Source organism: Pseudomonas sp. CCI3.1 (assembly GCF_034313985.1).
In the GTDB taxonomy this organism is placed as follows: Bacteria; Pseudomonadota; Gammaproteobacteria; order Pseudomonadales; family Pseudomonadaceae; genus Aquipseudomonas; species Aquipseudomonas psychrophila.
In genome coordinates this window covers 4464003-4484782 of record NZ_JAVIWO010000001.1, presented here as the reverse complement: position 1 = coordinate 4484782, position 20780 = coordinate 4464003, and the positions used below count along the sequence as shown (strand labels likewise).

The following is a 20780-nucleotide window of genomic DNA, read 5'->3' as shown; positions in this document are numbered from 1 at the left end:
AGGGACGGCCGAGCACGCAACTTGCCAGTCGTCTTCTCTGCGAGAGCGCCTAAAGCCTTGGAAAATATGGGCTGCGATGTTTTCAGCGTAGCTGCTGAAATCGAGAGAGCGGTACAAACATTCGGACAGATGCCGATCGCACCATTGCTGCAGGTTTTTTGCGAGGGGTGAACGGAAAATCAAAACCCAAAAACGCAAAAAGCAGCCCTAAGGCTGCTTTTTGTGTGTTTTTTGAAACTGCGTAGCTCCAAAAAACAAAATTTGGAGCGGGAAACGAGACTCGAACTCGCGACCCCGACCTTGGCAAGGTCGTGCTCTACCAACTGAGCTATTCCCGCAATAATGGCGTCCCCTAGGGGACTCGAACCCCTGTTACCGCCGTGAAAGGGCGGTGTCCTAGGCCACTAGACGAAGGGGACGTTGCCCGAAATGTACACGTACATTTCAGTGCCAGATCACTAACAAACGCTAATGTCTTGGCTTTCACTCAACTCCGCCCGAAAGCGAAGCTGCTTAAAAATGGAGCGGGAAACGAGACTCGAACTCGCGACCCCGACCTTGGCAAGGTCGTGCTCTACCAACTGAGCTATTCCCGCAATAATGGCGTCCCCTAGGGGACTCGAACCCCTGTTACCGCCGTGAAAGGGCGGTGTCCTAGGCCACTAGACGAAGGGGACGTTGCCCGAAATGTACACGTACATTTCAGTGCCAGATCACTAACAAACGCTAATGTCTTGGCTTTCACTCAACCCCGCCCGAAAGCGAAGCTGCTTAAAAATGGAGCGGGAAACGAGACTCGAACTCGCGACCCCGACCTTGGCAAGGTCGTGCTCTACCAACTGAGCTATTCCCGCAATGGCGTCCCCTAGGGGACTCGAACCCCTGTTACCGCCGTGAAAGGGCGGTGTCCTAGGCCACTAGACGAAGGGGACACGCTACAACTTCACTGGTTACATGCGTTTAGCTGTTCGCTTTACGCTGCAATTGGCGCGCATTCTAGGGATGGATTTGAAAGTCGTCAACCCCAATATGAAAATATATTGAAATCAATGACTTCCCTCTTCTCTCGGCGCTTTCCTACGCAGTATGTCGCCCAGCTCCTGACGCCTATATTCCGTCACCCTACAAGGAGGTTATGATGGCTCGACCTCAGTGATGGCAGTTTGCTGCCTGTCGATCTTTAGCCTCTTTATATAGCCAGGCACGCCGACCTCACCGAGACAGCGCATCCACACCCACAAGAGGTTTTAACGTTGACGCCCTCCATGATCGCCCTGCTTGTCGTTGTCGGGATCGCACTACTGATCGCTATCGTCTACATGAACCATGTAGTTGAAAACAACAAACTGGAAAAAGCGCGCCTCAAAGTCGAGCTCAACGATCGCATACGTCGCTGCAGCGAAGTAAACGAAACCTTTCCCGGCCAGCTGATGACCCCAGGCCTCAAGCTGCTGCTCACACGCCTTGAGCTCAACGCCACGCAACGCCTGTTACTCCTGCAAAAATCCAGCGCGGCTTTAAAGGCGCAAGTAGCAGAGCTCAACGGGCTGATAGCTAAAGGCGAGTCGATCCCGGTTAACAACCCGCCCAACCCTGTACTGACAGAAGCAAAAGCCAAAGACGTACGCTTTTTGCTTGAAACACTGCACGGCCAAATTACCCGTGCCGCCAAAGACGGCTTTTTGCCCACCAATGAAGCCAAGCAGTGGATCAAAGAGATTCGCCACTTGCTGGTCGTGCTACATATCGAATTCTTCAATAACCTGGGCAAACTCGCCCTGCAAAAGAATCAGCCTGCGCAGGCGCGCCTGGCCTTTGAGCGCGCTGTACAGTACTTGCGCAAACAGCCGGTGCCCGCCATGTATAACGCGCAGATCAAGGATTTCGAGGCACAACTTGCACGCGCCAACGCACAAGTGCTGAACGCCCTAGAGCCGTCAACGGGCGAAGTCAATGAACTGACTGAAGGCTTGAAAACCGACGAAGCGGATGCTGACTGGAAGAAGAAAGCCATTTACGACTGAGGCACCCAAAATGAGTGTTCAATACCGCTCTTGTGGGAGTGGGCTTGCTCGCGATAAAAAGCGACGCGACGTGTCTGACCGAACACGTTAATGGCACCCACGAAAAATCACGCAGATCAGTGCGGGCAATAAAGTGAAAGGATGTGCTGCAAAACCCGGGACGGGTCAGAGGGCGTAACACACAAAGGCAGCCGCTCGGGCCGCCTTTGCGTTTGACGTCAGGCTACCGGATTGATTGGCTTTTCCGGGTACCACACGTCCAACAGCGGGCTAACTTCAACGCTGCTCAGCTCTGGGCGCGCTTTCAACCAGGATTCAACAGCTGCACGCTGTTCTTCGCTGACCGAGCCGCGCTTCTGCAGGCAAACCAGACCGTAGTCGTCGCCGCCAACATAACCCAGGCCGTTAGCTTCCATGGCTTGCGCCAGGAAGTCTGCCAGGAATGCATCGATAGCCTCTTCCGACAGGTCTTCTTTGAAATCCAGGTTCAGCTCAAAACCCAACTCCTGAAATTCATCAACGCACAGTTTTTTGCGCAGACGCTGGGAACGATTAGTAGCCATTGAACAATCCTCTTAAGTAATAACGGGCGGCACTTTAGCAGCTTAAGGCAACGCTTGCCCGGTTCCGTGTGAACGGTTCATCGTTTTCTATACTTAATCAGCCAAACCCTGTTACAGGTGGATGCACAAGCCCAACAACCTTGGGGCATAATGCCAACACTTTTACGACCATTGAGGGAACTTTCCATCATCCCTCGTATTTTTTCTCCCTCGCCTGCAGGGTTTTACTTCTTATGATCAAATCTTTACGGCCATTGCTTCTTGCCAGCTTTTTTCTGCCACTGGCCTTCGGCGCCAACGCCGCCCCCGTCAACACAACGCTTTCGCCCAAGGTTCAACAAGCACTCAAGACCAACAAACTGCAGAACGACGCACTGTCGCTGGTTCTTCTACCGCTCAATGGCCCCGGCATTCCCACCGTATTCAATGCCGACGTCTCCATGAACCCGGCCTCCACCATGAAACTGGTGACCACTTACGCCGCCCTCGAAATGCTCGGTCCGACCCATCAGTGGAAAACCGAGTTCTATACCGACGGCACCCTGAACAACGGCATCTTGCAAGGCAACCTCTACCTGAAAGGCGGCGGCGACCCCAAGCTGAACATGGAAAAGCTCTGGCTATTGATGCGCGACTTGCGCGCCAATGGCGTGCAACAGGTCACCGGCGACCTGGTACTTGATCGCAACTTCTTCAATCAACCTCAACTCCCCGTGTTCAACGACGACGGCAATGACAAAAACAAACCCTTCCTGGTCAAGCCCGACTCGCTGCTGGTCAACCTGAAAGCCTTGCGCTTCGTGGCACGAAACGACGGCGGCAAGGTGCTGATCTCGGTGGAACCTCCGATTGCGAGCATCAAGATCGACAATCAGGTCAAGGCCATCAACGCTAAACAATGTACTGGCGATGTGCGCTACAACCCGGTCCCGCAAGCAGACGGCTCGGTACTCGTTACTGTTAGCGGGCAACTGGCCGATGGCTGCAACTCGCAGACGTACCTGTCCCTGCTTGATCACGCGACCTACACCGCAGGCGCTGTACGCGCCATCTGGAAAGAGCTGGGCGGCAGCATTCAGGGCCAGGACCGTCAGGCCAGCGTGCCGAAAAACTCCAAACTGCTGGCACGGGCATTTTCTCCGGATCTGGCCGAAATCATTCGCGACATTAACAAGTACAGCAACAACACCATGGCCCAGCAGTTGTTCCTGAGCCTGGGCGCACAGTTCCGCAACGACGCCGACGGTGACGATGCCAAGGCCGCACAGCGAGTTGTGCGCCAATGGCTGGCCAAGAAAGGCATCACCGCACCGCACCTGGTCATGGAAAACGGCTCCGGCTTGTCCCGTGCCGAACGCGTGAGCGCACGTGAAATGGCACAGATGCTCCAGGCCGCCTGGCAAAGCCCATACGCTGCCGAGTTCATCAGCTCCATGCCGATTGCCGGCAAAGACGGCACCATGCGCAAGCGCTTGAAAACCACAGCCATGAACGGTCAAGCTCATATCAAGACCGGCACGCTCAATACCGTGCGTGCCATTTCCGGGTTTAGCCGCGACAGCAACGGCAACACCTGGGCTGTGGTCGCCATCCTCAACGACCCTCGCCCGTGGGGCGCCTCGGCGATTCTCGATCAGGTGCTACTCGACCTGTATCGCCAGCCTCCACTCGCCAATACCACGGTTTCCATCGCACAATAAAATCCCACAATAAAAAAACGCCCCTGATCGCATGATCAGGGGCGTTTTTTATTGTGGTAGCGAGCCTGCTCGCGAAGCAGGCGACCCGGTCAGTCGCAAAACTGCGCAGGTGCCATCGCGAGCAGGCTCGCTCCCACTACAGGCCCACCCCTGCAAGAAGCAGGCAGGCCAGTACACAGTCGCTATTAACGGGCCATGATTTTCCAGGCACGGTGGATTTTGCTGTTGCGGGCAAAGTCCGGATCAATGGTGCTGGCGGTTATTTCTTCAACGGCATAACGCGCTTCCAGATTTTCATCGAGGATGAATTTGCGGAAGTTGTTCGAGAAGTACAGAACCCCACCCGGCGCCAGACGCGCCATGGCCAGATCCAGCAACTGCACGTGATCGCGCTGCACATCGAAGATACCTTCCATGCGCTTGGAGTTGGAGAAGGTCGGCGGATCAATAAAGATCAGGTCGTATTCTTCACGACTGGCATCCAGCCACACCATTACATCGCCCTGCTCAAGACGGTTCTTGTCAGAGAATCCGTTCAGAGACAGGTTGCGGCGCGCCCAGTCCAGATAGGTCTTGGACAAGTCAACGCTGGTGGTGCTGCGCGCACCGCCCTTGGCCGCATGTACGCTGGCAGTTGCGGTGTAGCAGTACAGGTTGAGGAAGCGCTTGCCGGCCGCCTCTTTCTGAATGCGCATGCGCATCGGGCGGTGATCCAGGAACAGACCCGTATCCAGGTAGTCCGTGAGGTTCACCAGCAGCTTCACGCCGCCTTCATTGACCTCGGTGAACTTGCCCTGGGCACTTTGACGTTCGTACTGCTTGGTGCCGCTCTGACGCTCACGACGCTTGACGATCACACGACTCTTGTCGATGTTCAGCGCCTGCGGAATGGCCGCCAGGGCATCGAACATGCGTGCCGAGGCTTTTTCCGGATCGATGGACTTCGGTGCCACGTATTCCTGGACGTGAACCCAGTCGTGGTACAGGTCGATAGCCATCGAATACTCAGGCATATCGGCGTCATAAACACGGTAGCAATCGATGCCTTCGCGCTTGACCCACTTGCTCAGCGCCTTGACGTTCTTTTGCAGACGGTTGGCAAACATCTGCCCGCCTTCGCTCAAGCGCGGCTGCTCAATCACCACCGGCACCGGCTTGATCGGGTTACCGTTCTTGTTGAACTTCTCGTACTTGCCTGGCGCTTCAATGTTCGACGGCAGATCGGATTCGGCCTGCTCACGATCAATCTGACGCTGCTCAGGCGTACGTCGCTCACCCGTCACGAACTGATCAGGCACAACCTTGATCAACAGCAACTTGCACGGCAAGGCGCCGTTCCAGAACGAGTACTGCTTGTGGCTGCGGATACCCATGCGCTTGCCCAGATCCGGGGCACCGGTGAACACCGCAGCCTCCCAGTTCAAGCAGGCCTGACGCAGACGCTCACCCAGGTTCTGGTAGAGGTAGAGCAAGCTCGCCTCGTCACCCAGACGCTCGCCGTACGGAGGGTTACAGATCACCAGGCCTTTCTGGTTTTGATCCGGACGCGGCTCGAAGGTCGCGACTTCGCCCTGGTAAATCTTGATCCAGTGGCTCAGGCCTGCACGCTCGATGTTATTGCGCGCAGGCTGGATCAGACGCGGGTCGGCTTCATAACCACGAATCCACAGTGGCGGCTTGGCCATACCGGCCTCTGCACGCTCAGTGGCTTCCTGGTGAAGTTTTTTCCAGATCGCCGGTACGTGCCCCAGCCAGGCATCAAAACCCCAGTGAATGCGATTCAGGTTGGGCGCCATGTCGGCAGCGATCATTGCGCCTTCAACCAGGAACGTACCCACACCACACATCGGGTCAGCCAGGGCGGCGCCTTCGGCAGCCAGACGCGGCCAGCCCGAACGAATGAGAATGGCTGCTGCAAGGTTTTCTTTGAGCGGTGCAGCACCTTGCTGCAGACGGTAGCCGCGCTGGTGCAAGCTGTGACCCGACAGGTCCAGGGACAGAATGGCTTCGCCACGGTCCAGGCGCAGGTGGATGCGCATGTCCGGGCTGATCTTGTCGATGGACGGACGCTCGCCGGACGGCGTACGCAGCTTGTCGACGATGGCGTCTTTTACTTTCAAGGCGCCGAAGTGCGTGTTGTCGATGCCTGAACCATGACCGCTGAATTCAACAGCCAGAGTGCCATCCGGGACCATGTGGTCATGCCAGTCGATGTCCAGAACGCCGTGATACAGGTCTTCCGCATCTTTCATCGGAAAGCGCTTAAGCACCAGCAGTACACGGTTGGCAAGGCGCGACCACAGACACAAGCGGTAGGCAGTTTCCATATCTGCCATGCCACGAATGGCCGAGGTATGCTCGCGAGCTTCCTCAAGGCCAAGGCCGGTGGCCTCTTCGAGGAGAAGGCCTTCAAGGCCTTTAGGGCAGGTAAGGAAGAGTTCGTAACGATCCGACATGGGATTCCTGAGCTTTTAGCTATCAGTGAAGAGGCAACGCATTGCCTGCTCCGTTTTCAATCAAGCGCTTTTCTTGAAGAGCGCTCGTGTGGCACGAAACTGTGCCGTTCCACCGAGGCGTTATTCGTGCACTTAGGCACGAAGAGTTTAGACGCAAGGGCAGGTCATTCATCGAGAAACAACTGGTCATACTCAGACCCTTCGTCGAATAGTGCCCCAGTAAAACAGGGGGGTATTCGCAGCAGAGAATGAAACGCATCATCTTTGTAAACTCTCGTCCTGTCAGGCTTTGGTCGTATTTCGCAGTGAAAAAGCGACCTTACTTATGGCCATAACACCATTATCGTTACGTCCTTATGACAAAACGATCATTCACACGCCTTGGCGCATTGGTTAGAACTCAACACAGGTTATGGCCGCACAGGCCACAACAAAATGCTCGCCACGCCGGCAGCGAGCACACCAACGGCAGAACACTCTGCCCCGACCTTCAGAAGGTCGACGCTAAATAAAACAGTCAACAAGTGAGGGCACTACCCTATGAGAAGACTTAAGCGTGATCCGTTGGAAAAAGCTTTCTTACGCGGATATCAATACGGTGTTCATGGAAAATCCCGCGAGCTTTGCCCTTTTACTCTACCGTCGGTACGCCAAGCCTGGATTAACGGCTGGCGCGAAGGACGCGGCGACAACTGGGACGGTATGACTGGCACTGCGGGCATCCACAGACTCAACGAACTTCACGCCGTCGGCTAACTCTGGGCAAATCCGACATCACCTCGAAGATGCAATGACTTAACCATGCCGTCCTATCCAGGCGGCGGGCTTCGGCCCAAGGGCTCCCTAGGGAGCCCTTTTTAATGCCTGCCGGTTGATGCGATGACTTATGAACGCGCCAAGGCAGAAATGGCATCTACCGATTCGCGAATCAAGGCCGGGCCCTTGTAGATGAAACCCGAGTAGAGCTGCACCAGGCTCGCACCCGCAGCGATTTTCTCAGCCGCGTACTTGCCTTCGGTGATCCCGCCCGCAGCGATGATTGGCATACGGCCTGCCAGTTCACCTGCCAGCACCTTGACCGTATGGGTACTCTTGTCACGCACCGGGGCGCCCGACAGGCCACCGGCCTCGTCACCATGCTCCATGCCTTCGACACCGACCCGACTCAGGGTCGTGTTGGTCGCAATGACTGCGTCCATACCCGTCTCTAGCAGCGCCTGAGCCACGAGCACGGTTTCTTCGTCGGTCATGTCAGGGGCGATCTTGATGGCCAGTGGAACGCGCTTACCGTGGCGCTGTGTCAGTTCGTTCTGACGCAACTGTAGGGCTTCGAGCAACTGTTTGAGCGAATCACCAAATTGCAGACTGCGCAGGCCAGGAGTGTTGGGCGAACTCACGTTCACGGTGACGTAGCTGGCGTGGGCATACACCTTGTCCAGGCAAATCAGGTAATCATCGACCGCACGCTCGACCGGCGTGTCGAAGTTCTTGCCGATATTGATCCCAAGAATACCGGTGTACTTGGCCGCCTGAACCCGCGTCAGCAAATGATCAACCCCTAGGTTGTTAAACCCCATGCGGTTGATGATTGCCTGCGCTTCAGGCAACCGAAAAATTCGTGGCTTGGGATTGCCTGGCTGAGGTCGTGGCGTGACCGTACCTATCTCGACAAAACCAAAGCCCAACTGCGCAAAACCATCAATCGCAGCACCGTTTTTGTCCAGACCTGCGGCCAGCCCGACCGGATTCGGAAAATCGAGCCCCATGACCTTCACTGGCAGCCTTGCCGGCGCCTTGCACAACAAACCGTTGAGCCCAAGACGGCCGCCCGCACCGATCAAGTCCAGGGACAAATCGTGAGAGGTTTCAGGGGAGAGTTTGAAGAGCAACTGGCGGGCCAGGTTATACATGGGCTGATTGGACTCAAAGGGTTACTTGAAGAGTGCGCGATTATAGCTGCGCGGACCGCTAAATCACAGGCAAAGAAAAACCCGGCCTAAGCCGGGTTTTTCTGAACAGCCGAGCTAAATAATTACTTAGCTTCTGCTTGGACGGTCGCTTCTACGCGACGGTTCAGTTCACGGCCTTCTGCAGTTGCGTTGCTTGCAACTGGGTTAGCTTTACCGTGACCAACAGCGTCTACACGGTTAGCTGCAACACCTTGGTTAACCAGAGCTGCACGAACGGCGTCAGCACGACGCTGCGACAGTTTCTGGTTGTAGGCATCGGTACCAACGCTGTCAGTGTAACCAGCAACAGTGGTGGTAGTCGCAGGGTACTGCTTCATGAAATCAGCAACGTTGTTGATATCAGCTGCGTACTGCGGCTTAACGTTGGATTTGTCGAAGTCGAATTTCACGTCAAGTTCAACGCGAACAACTTCAGCGATTGGAGCTTCTGGTTCTGGCTCAGCGATTGGTGCTGGAGCTGGAACTGGAGCAGGAGCGACTTTACCGCCGTTGCCGCCGAAGTTCACACCCAGACCAACGGTAGGAGCGTAGTCCCACTTGCCGTTGTCCAGTTTGTAGTCAGCTTCAACGCCAGCACGGGCAAACAGGTTGTCAGTGATGTACCACTTAACACCAGCGCCTGCAGTCAGGAAAGTCGACTGGTCACGACCGCTGTGGCCGTCTGCGATCACGTTGGTCATGCTCTTGTGAGCAACACCGCCGGAAACGTATGGACGCAGAGCGTCGCCTACGGTGCCGAAGTGGTACTGAGCGTTCAGACCAAAGTTGTCGCCTTTGATTTTCTGATGGCCAGTGCCGTCATTCGAACGGGTGTGGTTGGTTTTGTCGTAGGTCAGGTTCAACGAAACGTCGTCGGTCAGGAAGTAACCGATCGATGCGCCTGGGTTGTAGCCGTCTTCTACGTGCTTGACGCTGTCGTTGTACTGTTTTTTGTAGAACAGTTCACCCTCGACCGCGCCTTGGCCTTGTGCCAGGGCACCGAACGAAGTTGCGGCTACAAAGGAACCAATGGCAATGCCCAAGGTGTTTTTCAGTTTCATCCGTTAAATCCCCATCTGGTGATTGTAAAGCAGTCCCACATACCGGGGGACAACTCGGCGGCAAGTCTATCAGACCTTGCCTACACGTAGAGCCATTTGCGCTGAACTAAGTTTCAGCAATGCCTGCAAATTTCTCACGCAATTTATCTAGAGCACGCTTGTAACGCATCTTTGTCGCACTCAAACCCATATGCATTATGTCCGCGATTTCCTGAAATTCCAGTTCTGCGACAAAACGCAGCACAAGAATTTCACGATCAATCGGATTTACATGCACCAGCCAGCGATCAAGTCCGCCCTTTTCCTCAGGTTTCGGCGCCTTTTCTTCAGACGCTTCCTCGAGGGGGTCAATACTCAACGCGTCCATCAAGCGACGCTTTCGCCGTTCCTTCCGATACTGTGTGATGCATTCGTTGTAAGTGATGCTATATAGCCATGTTTTGAATTTCGACTTCCCTTCGAAATTTTTCAAACCGTACAACACTTTAAGCATTACTTCCTGACAGACATCATCAGCGTCCCTATCGTTCCCTAAATACCTTGAACAAACGTTGAACAAAGTGCGTTGATAGCGCCGCATCAGCTCTTCATAAGCGCGCGTCACGTGAAACAACTCATCATGCGAGCGCGCCACCAGCTCCTCATCAGAGAGTTCGCGGGGGTCGTAGCGCATGGATAGCGATTGGGCTTTATTCAAAACAAGTTGTGCCAGCAGTCAGGTCAATGTCCGCCGCAGCCTATCAATCATGGCTTTTTTGCGGCGGCGTACATTAGCAGGGTTTGCCGCCTCAGCGACTGGTTACGTGCTGCTCCAACAAGATCCGATTAGAGAGGGAGACTAGCTCACCCTCATCGGTCAGCAACGTGGTTTTAACCGTGCCAATCTCTTCGATCTGCCCCTCAACCTCGCCCACACGCACTTCTTGCCCAACCTGATACAGCTCACGCACATAGATACCGGCAAGTATCTGCCCCGCGATTTCCCGGCTGCCCAGCCCCATTGCCAGGGCAATGGCCAGACCAACGGTAATCAACACAATCACAATGACATGGTTAAGGAGATCGGTTTTGACCTCCAGCTGGCTGATGGCCACCGAAATACTGATGATAATGACCAGACCTTGAGTCACTCGACCCAGCCCGCCAGCGTAATCAAAACCGACACTTTCGGCAGCACCACGAACCAGACCGTTAAGCACCTGCGCAAGCAGCACGCCAGCCAGCAGGACCAGCAGCGCACCAAACACCTTGGGCAGATACACGGTCAGCAGGTCCAATGCTGATGAAACACGATCCAGGCCCAGCGACTGGGCCGCGGAAACCAGGAACACCAGCAGCACGAACCAATACACGATCTTGCCGATCAGCGTCGAGATCGGTACCTGAATACCGACCCGCGCCAGAATTTTGGTCAAGCCCGTGCCACCCATCAGGCGATCAAGGCCCAATTTGGCAAGGAGCTTGGACAGCAAGGCGTCGAGCAGTTTTGCAACCACGAAGCCCAGCAGTACGACCACCAACGCCCCGAAGAGGTTGGGAATAAAGTTCGCAATCTTAGTCCACAAGGCAGTCATTGCCGCGACCAGGCTCTGGGTCCAGACATTCAATTCCATGTTCAATCAGCCTTATCAACAGGGCGAGCAGCAGGTTTGCGCCGCGAAACGGGCGCAATATGAGCTGAACCGCTATTCAAAGCAATCATCAGTGCTTGCATCCAGCGCCCCAGCAGACTGAAAAGATCACCCGCACCGACCTGACGGTTGGCGGTTTTCAGCACTCGGCCCAGGCAGGCGTCGTCGTCACGATTGGACGTAGGAGCCTTGAGCATTTCACGTAAGGACTGTTCAAACGGATCGTGCATAAGCACCTCTCGGTAAGTCAGTAAAAGACGAAGGCACATTTATCGAGGTCACATCAGGCTCACTCACAGCCACTGCAATCGGCGATAAAACCACCACTGCCCCACCCCGATGAGCAGCATCACACCGCACGTCACCGCAAAGCCGTAAGAGTCATTGGAGAACGGAACGCCCCCCACATTGATCCCCAGTAAACCGGTAATAAACGTGATCGGCAGAAAGATCCCGGTAAGCACACCGAAGCGATACATGATGCGACTCATGCGCACATTCAAGCGCCGGTCTTCAGACTCAAGCACCAGCCCCACGCGCTCGCGGGTCAGTTCAAGCTCTTCCAGATAGCGGGTCAGGCTGTTGTTCAATTCGTTCCAGTAGTCGGCATCATCGGCACTAAACCACGGTAATTTGATACGCGTGAGCTGACCGAAAATATCCCTCTGCGGAGCCAGAAAACGACGCAAGGCAGCTGCCCTTCGACGAATCTGCAAAATGGAATTATGGTCAGGGGTATACCGTTCGTCGGCATCTATTTTATCTTCTTCGTCATCGACGATTTCTGACAGATCTCCGATCAAATCCTGCACCTTCAACGTCAGGTGTTGTGCCAGATAAAGGATCAGTTCAGAGGGGGTTTTGGGGCCCTCGCCCTGGGAGAACTCACCGAGCAGTTCGTCAGTGGCCCGAAGCGGACGCATACGCAGCGAGATCACCCGCTGCGCACTGCCGAAAATACGCAGCGAAACCATATCCTCAGGCTCTGCGCCAGGATTCAGGTTGACCCCGCGCATGAAGAGCAGCAGTTCATTATTGGGAACAGACACCAAACGAGGACGGGTGTTTTCTTCAAGCAACAAGTCACAGCTGAAATCACTTAAACCGCTCGAATCACGCAACCAGCTCTGAGTCTGCGGGTGACTGCGATCCCAGTGCAACCAGATGCTCTCGTGGGCCTGCAACTGCAGATCGTTCAGCTCGGTGCGCGCAATCGAACGCGCACCGCCTTCCCCATCCAGCACCAGTGCATGCACCAGCCCCCATTGAGCGTTTTCGTCCTCGAACATCCGTGATCCTTAGTGTTAATGCCTTTAGCCCGGTATTTTCAGAGCCGTGGGCGAAATGATAACGCCATTATTGTCGGCATAAATGAATTCTCCGGGGCGGAACGTGACACCCGCAAACGTCACCGGCACATTCACATCACCCACGCCGCGCCTGATGCTCTTGAGCGGATGACTGGCCAAAGCCTGCACGCCCAGGTCGGTTTGCGCGAGTACATCCACATCGCGGATACAGCCGTAAATCACAATGCCTTCCCAACCATTCTTCGCGGCTTTCTCGGCAATCATGTCGCCCAGCAAGGCATGGCGCAGCGAACCACCGCCATCAACCACAAGTACTTTGCCCTGCCCGTTGAGTTCGGCCTGCTCCTTGACGCGCGAGTTGTCCTCGAAACACTTGATGGTCACGATCTCGCCACCAAAGGAGTCGCGCCCGCCGAAGTTGCTGAACATAGGTTCAAGCACTTGCACGAGTTCAGGGTAGGCATCGCACAGATCGGGAGTGATGTAGTGATTCACGAGAAAGCTCCTGTTCAGGGTGGGCATAGCAATCAAAACAACGTTAGCACTATGGTTATAGACGCTTTGGTAAGGGCTGGCCTTATAGATTGACAGCGCCCCACCATGAGAGCCTGCCTGGATTAAAGCAACAAAATATGACCCGGCTCGCCAATCGCGTCACAAATCAACCACCCCTGTGGGAGCGAGCCTGTTCGTGAAAGTCGTTCGCGAGCAGGCTCGCTCCCACGGTTGAAGTTTCCTGTTACTCCTTCCTGCGAAGCAACCGCTACCGCTCACTCAGCCAATTACGCACCAATGGCCAGACTTCCTTCTGTGCAGGCTGGCTGACCAGCATTTCGACATGGCTGAAGTCAGAGCTAAAACCGTGCTCGGTGCCCAGAGACACAAACGTGCGCTGCTCAGAGCCCAATTGATCGAACAATTTACGACACGCCCACTCCGGTGTTAGCCGATCGCCCACAGCCGCCACGACCAGCGTCGGGACCTGGACCTCTGCCAATCCAGCCCACCAGTCTCGTTCAGCGTCCTTGAAGCGCCCCATCAAACCATTCCAGCGCAAGGCTTCCAGAGCAATGCTGACAGGCTCATCCTCAGGGCCACGCTTAAGTCGCGTACCCGACAATTGCGCAAAACGCTTCAACAACAAATAAGCGCCCCACTGCACGGGCGGAATTTTCAGTGACCAATAACGACGATTGATCTGACAACCAAAAAACGCCGCCGACGCTACGTCCTCGTCATTCAGGTACTGCCCACCAAGGGCTGCGGCCAAACTGATGGCGCCTTGGGAGTGTCCTATCCAGTGCGGGACTTGCCCGCTTTGCTCACGAACAAATGCCCCAATCGCGGGTAAATCGTAGCGGGCATAATCCGCCACGCGGTTCTTGCTCCAGGCAATATTGCGCGACGAAAGGCCGTGACCACGCATCTCTGGCAGCCACACATCAAAACCGGCACGGGCCAAATATGCCCCAAGCCCCACGCCTTTGGGTGAGTACCAGAAACGCCGATTGGAAAAACTGCCATGCAACAGGATGACCGGCACACCGCGCACCTGGCTGTCGTCGGCCATACCCAGTCGAGTAACCACCAGTTCAACGGAAATATCCGGGCTATTGGCGGGTTTCAAGCGATAAACATCTTCGCTCAGATCGCCCCGACGCTCAGCGCTGATCAGGGCAACGGGAAAAAGGAGACTGCTGCTTTGCATAATGCTCTTGCACAAAAAAGGGCGACTTCACACAGGAACTCGCCCTACTGCCTATAAAGAGCAGAGCAGCCCTTACGGCCACCCTGCTCCTCGCTCAACGACTCAAGCCTGAGCTTGGCCTTCTGCCAGGAAGAACCATGTCTCCAGAACGGTATCCGGGTTCAGGGAAACACTTTCAATGCCCTGCTCCATCAACCACAGCGCCAGGTCCGGGTGATCGGATGGGCCCTGACCGCAAATACCGATGTATTTGCCAGCCTTGTTGCACGCTTGAATGGCGTTGGACAGCAGCTTTTTAACGGCAGGGTTACGCTCGTCAAACAGATGCGCGATCACACCGGAGTCACGGTCCAGGCCCAGGGTCAACTGAGTCAGGTCGTTGGAGCCGATGGAGAAACCGTCAAAGAACTCAAGGAATTCTTCAGCCAGAATGGCATTGGACGGAAGCTCGCACATCATGATGATGCGCAGGCCATTTTCGCCACGCTTCAGGCCGTTTTCAGCCAGCAGATCAATGACCTGGCTCGCTTCACCCAGGGTACGAACGAACGGCACCATGATTTCGACGTTGGTAAAGCCCATCTCGTTGCGTACACGCTTAAGAGCGCGGCATTCGAGTTCAAAGCAGTCGCGGAAGTTTTCACTGATGTAACGCGAAGCACCGCGGAAGCCCAGCATCGGGTTCTCTTCTTCCGGCTCGTACAGCTTGCCGCCGATCAGGTTCGCGTATTCATTGGACTTGAAGTCCGACAGGCGCACGATCACTTTCTTCGGCGTAAACGCGCCAGCCAACGTGCTGATGCCTTCAACCAGTTTCTCTACGTAGAAACCAACTGGATCGCTATAGCCCGCGATGCGTTTGTCGACGCTGTCCTTGATTTCCTGTGGCAGGCCATCGTAGTTCAGCAGCGCTTTAGGGTGCACACCGATCATGCGGTTGATGATGAATTCCAGACGGGCAAGGCCCACACCGGCGTTCGGCAGCTGTGCGAAGTCAAAGGCGCGATCCGGGTTACCGACGTTCATCATGATCTTGAACGGCAGATCCGGCATGGCATCCACGGAGTTCTTCTTGATGTCAAAGCCCAGCTCGCCTTCGAAGATAAAACCGGTATCACCTTCGGCACACGATACGGTAACGCCCTGACCGTCTTTCAGCAGCTGGGTAGCGTTGCCACAACCCACAACGGCCGGGATACCCAGCTCGCGGGCAATGATCGCCGCATGGCAGGTACGACCGCCACGGTTGGTCACGATGGCGCTGGCGCGCTTCATCACGGGTTCCCAGTCCGGGTCGGTCATGTCCGATACCAACACGTCGCCCGGCTGGACTTTATCCATCTCAGACACGTCTTTGATGATACGAACCTTACCCGCACCAATGCGCTGGCCAATGGCACGGCCTTCGGCCAGTACTGTTCCGGTTTCCTTGAGCAGATAACGCTCCATGACATTGCCGGCGCTGCGGCTCTTCACGGTTTCAGGGCGTGCCTGAACGATGTACAGCTTGCCGTCATCACCGTCTTTGGCCCATTCGATGTCCATCGGGCACTTGTAGTGCTTTTCGATAATCATCGCTTGCTTGGCCAGTTCGCTCACTTCAGCGTCGGTCAGGCAGAAGCGTGCGCGGTCGGCTTTATCTACGTCGATCACCTTGACCGACTTACCGGCAGAGGCTTCTTCGCCGTAGATCATCTTGATGGCTTTGCTGCCCAGGTTGCGACGCAAAATCGCAGGGCGGCCGGCTTCGAGGGTTTGCTTGTGGACGTAGAACTCATCCGGGTTTACCGCACCTTGTACGACGGTTTCACCCAGGCCGTAGGCGCCAGTGATGAACACTACATCGCGAAAGCCCGACTCGGTGTCCAGAGTGAACATCACGCCTGCAGTGCCGGTTTCTGACCGCACCATGCGCTGTACGCCTGCCGACAGGGCGACCAGTTTATGATCGAAGCCCTGGTGTACACGGTAAGAAATCGCACGATCGTTGAACAGGGAGGCAAAAACCTCCTTGGCCGCACGAATCACGTTCTCAACGCCACGGATGTTCAGGAAAGTTTCTTGTTGGCCGGCAAAGGACGCGTCCGGCAAGTCTTCGGCGGTAGCCGAGGAACGCACGGCAACGGCCATGTCCGGGTTGCCTTGGGACAGAGCGGCAAAGGCGGTACGAATTTCGGCGTTAAGTTGCTCAGGGAACTCGGCTTCCATGATCCACTGACGGATCTGGGCACCGGTCTTGGCCAGAGCATTAACGTCATCAACATCGAGCGCATCCAGCGCTGCATGGATCTGATCGTTCAAACCACTCAGTTCTAGAAAATCACGATATGCCTGAGAAGTAGTGGCGAAGCCACCTGGAACTGAAACACCAGCGCCTGCAAGATTACTGATCATCTCGCCGAGGGATGCGTTCTTGCCCCCTACGTGCTCTACATCATGGACGCCGAGCTTATCGAGGGAAACTACGTACTCTACCAAGGTGATCTCTCCACTAACTGTGTTGGAAAAGCTCAGGGCGCTGGACACTCATCATGAGTCATCGCAGCGATTGTGGCCTGGACCCGGAAAATAAGTGACACTGCCTGCCATGTAGCGCGACAAAAGCGCGCCTATCATATCCAAGAATCGTCACCAGCTTAAGGCCCCAGGCGCAAATGAAACGATCTGCTTTCTTTATCTCCGATGGCACGGGCATTACTGCCGAAACCTTGGGCCAAAGTTTGTTGGCTCAATTCGAAAATGTGACCTTCAGCAAGTTCACGCGCCCTTACATAGACAGCGTGGACAAAGCGCGGGCAATGGTACAACAAATCGATAACGCCGCCGAAAAAGACGGTTATAGCCCGATAATTTTCGACACTATCGTCAATCAGGACATTCGCGAGATCCTCGCCACATCCAATGGTTTCATGATCGACATCTTCTCCAGCTTCCTGGCACCACTGGAGCAGGCGCTGGGTGAGCACTCCTCGTATTCGGTGGGTAAATCCCACTCCATTGGTCATAACTCCAACTACATGGAGCGAATCGAGGCGGTGAACTTCGCCCTCGACAACGACGACGGCGCCCGCACCCACAAATACGACAAGGCCGATTTGATTCTGGTAGGCGTGTCGCGCTGCGGCAAAACCCCTACCTGCCTGTACATGGCCATGCAATTCGGCATCCGCGCGGCCAACTACCCGCTGACCGATGACGACATGGAGAGTCTCAAACTGCCTGCAGCCCTGCGCGAACACAAACACAAGCTGTTCGGCCTGACCATCGACCCGGACCGCTTGACCGCCATTCGCAACGAGCGAAAGCCCAACAGCCGCTACTCCAGTTTTGCCCAGTGCGAGTTTGAAGTCCGTGAAGTCGAGCGTTTGTTCCAACGCGAAAACATCCCGCACATCAACTCCACGCATTTCTCGGTTGAGGAAATCTCGGCCAAGATTCTGGTCGAAAAAGGCGTGGAGCGGCGGTTCAAGTAACCGGCCAAAACACATGACCACTGTGGGAGGCTTTCACGAGCAGGCTCGCTCCCACAGGGGCAGTGTTATGCATCAAGGCACCAGAAGGTCCACAAACCGGTTAACCGGCATCGCTTCAAGCCGCGGCTGATCCTTGCACAGCGCAAAAATATCGGCACAACGCTGACCCACAAAACGCGTCGCCAAATTGGCCTTGAACTTGTCTTCGAGCAATGGAATCCCTTCAGCCCTGCGCCGGCGATGACCAATAGGGTACTCCACCACCACTTGCCCGGTCTGAGTGCCATCGGTGAAAAACACCTGAATCCCGTTGGCAATCGAGCGCTTGTCAGCCTCCAAGTATTCGCGTGTGTAGCGCGGATCTTCGATCACTACCATTTTTTCGCGCAACTGATCGATGATCGGATGCGCGGCGTGAAAGTCGTCCTCGTAGTGCTCGGCCACCAGGTTGCCAAAGGCCAGCGGTACGGCAGTCATGTATTGAATGCAGTGATCACGGTCTGCCGCGTTGGCCAATTTACCCTGCTTGGAAATGATCCGAATCGCTGATTCGTGGGTGGTAATCACGATTTTATCGATTTCGTGCAGGCGATCCTTGACCTGAGGATGCAACGTCACCGCCGCTTCGCAGGCGGTTTGCGCATGAAACTCAGCCGGAAAACTGATCTTGAACAGCACGTTCTCCATCACATAAGTGCCGTAAGGCTGACTCAGGCTGAACTCACGCCGGCCTTCGGGCTTGAGCGCCAGATCCTTGTTGGTATGGCTGAACAGCACATCATAAAAGCCCCACTGCGGGGCCGTCAGCACACCCGGAATACCCATCTCGCCTCGCAGCGCAATATCGGCAAGGCGCACGCCTCGGCTCGACGCATCCCCTGCCGCCCAGGATTTTCGCGACCCGGCATTGGGTGCATGACGATAGGTACGCAGCGCCTGACCATCCACAAACGCGTGGGATAACGCCGACAGCAGCTGTTCACGATTAGCACCCATCAACTTGGCACAGACCGCCGTTGAAGCGACTTTAACCAGCAACACATGATCCAGGCCGACACGGTTGAAGGAGTTTTCCAGAGCAATCACACCCTGGATCTCATGGGCCATGATCATGGCGTCAAGCACAGCCCTCACTGTCAGCGGCGCCTCACCATGGGCGATACGCTTTTGCGACAGGTGATCGGCAACTGCCAGGATGCCGCCCAGATTGTCCGAAGGATGACCCCACTCAGCCGCCAGCCAGGTGTCGTTGTAATCCAGCCAACGCACGATGCAGCCGATATCCCACGCTGCCTTGACCGGGTCGAGGCGATACGACGTACCCGGTACCCGAGCGCCAAACGGCACCACGGTGCCCTCGACGATGGGCCCCAGGTGCTTGGTGCATTCCGGAAAACGCAGCGCCAGCAGGCCGCAGCCCAGGGTGTCCATCAGGCAGTTACGCGCAGTGTTAAGCGCTTCGGGGGAGGTGATGGTGTAGGTCAGGACATAATCGGCGATGTCCTGCAAAACCCGGTCATAGTCGGGGCGGTTGTTGAGGTCGACGTTGGCGCTCATGGGGTGCCTCCAAAGAGTGGTTAGGTGTCGTGTTCCATCCTCAGGGTCAGGGTCGTTACATGGCAGATCTGAATGCCTGCTCTGAAATACACATGTCAATCAGCGGGAGCGGGCAAGCCCGCTCCCACCGGATTTAGAACGAATCGCCGGGCACCCGCACCCAGCCTTCCATCAACACCCGCGCACTGCGGCTCATGATGGCTTTGGTCACGGTCCATTCACCGTTGACCTGCTGCGCCTGCGCACCAACGCGCAAGGTGCCCGACGGGTGGCCGAAGCGCACGGCACTGCGCAATTCACCACCCGCAGCCAGATTAACCAGCGTGCCCGGAATCGCCGCGGCCGTGCCAATTGCCACGGCCGCGGTACCCATCATCGCGTGGTGCAACTTGCCCATCGACAAGGCCCGCACCAGCAAGTCCACATCCTGCGCTGCCACCGGCTTGCCGCTGGACGACACATAAGCCGCAGGGGGTGCAACGAAGGCAACCTTGGGCGTGTGCTGACGCTTGGCGGCCTCTTCAAGCGTGTCGATCAGCCCCATGCGCAGCGCACCGTGGGCGCGGATGGTTTCAAACATCGCCAGGGCTTTAGGGTCGCTGTTGATGTCGCTTTGAAGTTCCGAACCGGTGTAACCGATGTCCCGCGCATTGACAAAAATCGTCGGGATCCCGGCATTGATCATTGTCACGTTCAAGGTGCCAACCCCAGGTACTTCAAGGTCGTCCACCAGATTGCCGGTAGGGAACATCGAACCGCCCGCCCCCTCTTCATCCGCCGCCGGATTGAGGAATTCCAGCTGAACTTCGGCCGCCGGAAAGGTCACGCCATCCAGCTCGAAATCGCCGGTTTCCTGGACTTCGCCGTCGGTGATCGGTACATGGGCAATGATGGTTTTGCCGATATTGGCCTGCCAGATACGCACCACAGCCGTACCATTGCGAGGGATACGAGCCGCATCCACCAAACCGCTGCTGACAGCGAACGAACCCACTGCCGCCGACAGGTTGCCGCAGTTGCCGCTCCAGTCCACGAATGGCTTGTCGATTGCAACCTGACCGAACAGGTAGTCCACGTCGTGATCAGCGTGCAGGCTTTTGCTCACGATCACGGTTTTGCTGGTACTGGATGTGGCAGCCCCCATGCCGTCGATCTGTTTTTCGTACGGATCGGGGCTGCCAATCACTCGCAGCAGCAAGGCATCACGGGCTGCGCCCGGCACCTGAGCCACGGCGGGCAGGTCCAGCAGGCTGAAAAAAACGCCCTTGCTGGTGCCGCCACGCATGTAAGTCGCGGGGATTTTGATTTGCGCTGCATAGGCCATAAAACACAGTCCTGTTAAGGCCGG

Annotated in this window: 17 protein-coding genes and 6 tRNA genes; 4 read left to right on the top strand and 19 right to left on the bottom strand. The window is 55.9% G+C overall.

Annotated elements, in window-relative coordinates:
* Positions 1-262: 262 nt before the first annotated feature.
* From RGV06_RS20575 to RGV06_RS20550, 6 genes are all read right to left on the bottom strand, one after another.
* Positions 263-338 (bottom strand) — tRNA-Gly (locus RGV06_RS20575).
* Positions 339-343: 5 nt separating this feature from the next.
* Positions 344-419, bottom strand: a tRNA-Glu gene (locus RGV06_RS20570).
* A 101-nt stretch (positions 420-520) separates the two neighbouring features.
* A tRNA-Gly gene (locus tag RGV06_RS20565) sits at positions 521-596 on the bottom strand.
* Between the two features lie 5 nt (positions 597-601).
* Positions 602-677 (bottom strand) — tRNA-Glu (locus RGV06_RS20560).
* A gap of 101 nt (positions 678-778) precedes the next feature.
* Positions 779-854, bottom strand: a tRNA-Gly gene (locus tag RGV06_RS20555).
* Positions 855-856: 2 nt separating this feature from the next.
* A tRNA-Glu gene (locus RGV06_RS20550) sits at positions 857-932 on the bottom strand.
* A gap of 333 nt (positions 933-1265) precedes the next feature.
* Between RGV06_RS20550 and RGV06_RS20545 the strand changes: the two genes are divergently transcribed.
* Entirely contained in the window at positions 1266-2024 is a 759-nt protein-coding gene (locus RGV06_RS20545; RefSeq protein WP_019827654.1) for a hypothetical protein, read from the top strand.
* Positions 2025-2242: 218 nt separating this feature from the next.
* On the opposite strand, the gene RGV06_RS20540 is transcribed toward RGV06_RS20545, so the two are convergent.
* On the bottom strand, positions 2243-2587 hold the full coding sequence (locus RGV06_RS20540) for a YggL family protein (protein ID WP_019827656.1): 345 nt from the start codon (positions 2585-2587) through the stop codon (positions 2243-2245).
* 233 nt (positions 2588-2820) lie between these two features.
* On the opposite strand from RGV06_RS20540, the gene dacB reads away from it, so the two are divergent.
* Entirely contained in the window at positions 2821-4287 is a 1467-nt protein-coding gene (dacB, locus tag RGV06_RS20535) for a D-alanyl-D-alanine carboxypeptidase/D-alanyl-D-alanine-endopeptidase (protein WP_019827658.1), read from the top strand.
* Between the two features lie 185 nt (positions 4288-4472).
* On the opposite strand, the gene rlmKL is transcribed toward dacB, so the two are convergent.
* A complete protein-coding gene (rlmKL, locus tag RGV06_RS20530) occupies positions 4473-6743 on the bottom strand; it encodes a bifunctional 23S rRNA (guanine(2069)-N(7))-methyltransferase RlmK/23S rRNA (guanine(2445)-N(2))-methyltransferase RlmL (protein ID WP_046810528.1) in 2271 nt (756 codons plus the stop codon).
* 540 nt (positions 6744-7283) lie between these two features.
* On the opposite strand from rlmKL, the gene rmf reads away from it, so the two are divergent.
* A complete protein-coding gene (rmf, locus tag RGV06_RS20525; protein WP_019827662.1) occupies positions 7284-7499 on the top strand; it encodes a ribosome modulation factor in 216 nt (71 codons plus the stop codon).
* A 128-nt stretch (positions 7500-7627) separates the two neighbouring features.
* On the opposite strand, the gene RGV06_RS20520 is transcribed toward rmf, so the two are convergent.
* The 9 genes from RGV06_RS20520 to ppsA form a co-directional block, all read right to left on the bottom strand.
* Positions 7628-8653, bottom strand: a complete 1026-nt coding sequence (locus RGV06_RS20520; RefSeq protein ID WP_019827664.1) for a quinone-dependent dihydroorotate dehydrogenase — start codon at positions 8651-8653, stop codon at positions 7628-7630.
* A 122-nt stretch (positions 8654-8775) separates the two neighbouring features.
* Entirely contained in the window at positions 8776-9753 is a 978-nt protein-coding gene (locus tag RGV06_RS20515) for an OmpA family protein (RefSeq protein ID WP_019827665.1), read from the bottom strand.
* 106 nt (positions 9754-9859) lie between these two features.
* Positions 9860-10450, bottom strand: a complete 591-nt coding sequence (sigX, locus tag RGV06_RS20510; RefSeq protein ID WP_029611289.1) for an RNA polymerase sigma factor SigX — start codon at positions 10448-10450, stop codon at positions 9860-9862.
* Between the two features lie 91 nt (positions 10451-10541).
* Entirely contained in the window at positions 10542-11366 is an 825-nt protein-coding gene (locus RGV06_RS20505) for a mechanosensitive ion channel family protein (RefSeq protein WP_019827669.1), read from the bottom strand.
* A 2-nt stretch (positions 11367-11368) separates the two neighbouring features.
* Complete coding sequence (locus RGV06_RS20500; protein ID WP_019827671.1) at positions 11369-11614, bottom strand: hypothetical protein; 246 nt, start codon at positions 11612-11614, stop codon at positions 11369-11371.
* 63 nt (positions 11615-11677) lie between these two features.
* Positions 11678-12673 carry a CorA family divalent cation transporter gene (locus RGV06_RS20495; RefSeq protein WP_048351031.1) on the bottom strand — a complete coding sequence of 332 codons (996 nt, stop codon included), beginning with the start codon at positions 12671-12673 and terminating at the stop codon, positions 11678-11680.
* 24 nt (positions 12674-12697) lie between these two features.
* The gene (gene rraA / locus RGV06_RS20490) at positions 12698-13216 is read right to left on the bottom strand and encodes a ribonuclease E activity regulator RraA (protein ID WP_173667390.1); all 519 of its coding nucleotides are present in this window, start codon (positions 13214-13216) and stop codon (positions 12698-12700) included.
* A 241-nt stretch (positions 13217-13457) separates the two neighbouring features.
* Entirely contained in the window at positions 13458-14402 is a 945-nt protein-coding gene (locus tag RGV06_RS20485; protein WP_322151075.1) for an alpha/beta fold hydrolase, read from the bottom strand.
* A 102-nt stretch (positions 14403-14504) separates the two neighbouring features.
* Complete coding sequence (gene ppsA / locus RGV06_RS20480) at positions 14505-16880, bottom strand: phosphoenolpyruvate synthase (protein ID WP_019827677.1); 2376 nt, start codon at positions 16878-16880, stop codon at positions 14505-14507.
* Positions 16881-17056: 176 nt separating this feature from the next.
* Here ppsA and RGV06_RS20475 point away from each other — a divergent pair, with 176 nt between their 5' ends.
* Positions 17057-17875 carry a pyruvate, water dikinase regulatory protein gene (locus RGV06_RS20475; RefSeq protein ID WP_019827678.1) on the top strand — a complete coding sequence of 273 codons (819 nt, stop codon included), beginning with the start codon at positions 17057-17059 and terminating at the stop codon, positions 17873-17875.
* 72 nt (positions 17876-17947) lie between these two features.
* Here the strand turns inward: RGV06_RS20475 and prpD are convergent, their stop codons facing one another.
* Together prpD and prpF are read right to left on the bottom strand one after the other, a co-directional pair.
* On the bottom strand, positions 17948-19432 hold the full coding sequence (gene prpD, locus RGV06_RS20470; RefSeq protein WP_048351032.1) for a 2-methylcitrate dehydratase: 1485 nt from the start codon (positions 19430-19432) through the stop codon (positions 17948-17950).
* Between the two features lie 133 nt (positions 19433-19565).
* Positions 19566-20756, bottom strand: a complete 1191-nt coding sequence (gene prpF / locus RGV06_RS20465) for a 2-methylaconitate cis-trans isomerase PrpF (RefSeq protein ID WP_046808722.1) — start codon at positions 20754-20756, stop codon at positions 19566-19568.
* Between the last annotated feature and the right edge of the window lie 24 nt (positions 20757-20780).

Excerpts from the sequence above, each read along its gene's own strand:
- RGV06_RS20545 (WP_019827654.1), top strand. The coding sequence starts at position 1,266 with ATGATCGCCCTGCTTGTCGTTGTCGGGATCGCACTACTGATCGCTATC.
- RGV06_RS20540 (WP_019827656.1), bottom strand. The coding sequence starts at position 2,587 with ATGGCTACTAATCGTTCCCAGCGTCTGCGCAAAAAACTGTGCGTTGAT.
- dacB (WP_019827658.1), top strand. The coding sequence starts at position 2,821 with ATGATCAAATCTTTACGGCCATTGCTTCTTGCCAGCTTTTTTCTGCCA.
- rlmKL (WP_046810528.1), bottom strand. The coding sequence starts at position 6,743 with ATGTCGGATCGTTACGAACTCTTCCTTACCTGCCCTAAAGGCCTTGAA.
- rmf (WP_019827662.1), top strand. The coding sequence starts at position 7,284 with ATGAGAAGACTTAAGCGTGATCCGTTGGAAAAAGCTTTCTTACGCGGA.
- RGV06_RS20520 (WP_019827664.1), bottom strand. The coding sequence starts at position 8,653 with ATGTATAACCTGGCCCGCCAGTTGCTCTTCAAACTCTCCCCTGAAACC.
- RGV06_RS20515 (WP_019827665.1), bottom strand. The coding sequence starts at position 9,753 with ATGAAACTGAAAAACACCTTGGGCATTGCCATTGGTTCCTTTGTAGCC.
- RGV06_RS20505 (WP_019827669.1), bottom strand. The coding sequence starts at position 11,366 with ATGGAATTGAATGTCTGGACCCAGAGCCTGGTCGCGGCAATGACTGCC.
- RGV06_RS20500 (WP_019827671.1), bottom strand. The coding sequence starts at position 11,614 with ATGCACGATCCGTTTGAACAGTCCTTACGTGAAATGCTCAAGGCTCCT.
- RGV06_RS20495 (WP_048351031.1), bottom strand. The coding sequence starts at position 12,673 with ATGTTCGAGGACGAAAACGCTCAATGGGGGCTGGTGCATGCACTGGTG.
- rraA (WP_173667390.1), bottom strand. The coding sequence starts at position 13,216 with ATGCCCACCCTGAACAGGAGCTTTCTCGTGAATCACTACATCACTCCC.
- RGV06_RS20485 (WP_322151075.1), bottom strand. The coding sequence starts at position 14,402 with ATGCAAAGCAGCAGTCTCCTTTTTCCCGTTGCCCTGATCAGCGCTGAG.
- RGV06_RS20475 (WP_019827678.1), top strand. The coding sequence starts at position 17,057 with ATGAAACGATCTGCTTTCTTTATCTCCGATGGCACGGGCATTACTGCC.
- prpD (WP_048351032.1), bottom strand. The coding sequence starts at position 19,432 with ATGAGCGCCAACGTCGACCTCAACAACCGCCCCGACTATGACCGGGTT.
- prpF (WP_046808722.1), bottom strand. The coding sequence starts at position 20,756 with ATGGCCTATGCAGCGCAAATCAAAATCCCCGCGACTTACATGCGTGGC.